This window comes from Pseudoalteromonas sp. BSi20652 (assembly GCF_000239855.1).
Lineage (GTDB): Bacteria > Pseudomonadota > Gammaproteobacteria > Enterobacterales > Alteromonadaceae > Pseudoalteromonas.
Genome location: NZ_BADT01000172.1, coordinates 1 through 623, shown reverse-complemented (window position 1 = coordinate 623; position 623 = coordinate 1). Strand labels below are relative to the sequence as shown.

Here is a 623-nt window from a genome sequence, read left to right as displayed (position 1 = left end):
ATTAAGAGGCAAATAATGGTTGGCTAAAATAAGCGACGAAGGAGCAAATAGCCAACTGTTATTTGTCCTGCTTGAATGGCTTGTTATACGTACTTTTTAACAACAGTTACAAGTTCTTTTTTTGAGTCAGTTGATTCAAATGACTCTGGTGTAAAAATTAATGCAAGGACTCTATCAACGTACACATATACAGTTCCATTAATTTCTTCAATAGAGTTCACAACCGTCCATTTGTAAAAGTTATAACCATAAAGATGTGTTTCTTTAATGCCATCTTCGGTTATTTCAAACTGTTTTGAACCAAGCATAATTCCTTCTGGGCTTGGATGAAAGCATTTCACTAATTTTTGATTAATTACATTAGATATTAATAGAAATATAAAGAAAGGAACTCCCATCATTAAAACAGCATGAAAAAAATATTTTGAAGAGTCTCCAGAAATATACTTAAATAATGACATGAAAAATATACCAATTATCATCCAAAGAAATATATTTCTTACAATGTACAACCAAGAGTATGGTTTCATTAGTTTCTTGGCAACATGAGCATAGAAAGCATCATAATCTGCTTTTTTTGTATTCACTGAATATATCAAAAAAACTCCAAATATATCTGTACG

Annotated in this window: 1 protein-coding gene; it reads right to left on the bottom strand. The window is 30.3% G+C overall.

Features of this window, described 5'->3' with window-relative positions:
• Window positions 1-83: 83 nt before the first annotated feature.
• The coding region (locus P20652_RS21090) for a hypothetical protein (RefSeq protein ID WP_033017772.1) at window positions 84-623 on the bottom strand (540 nt) is incomplete at its 5' end.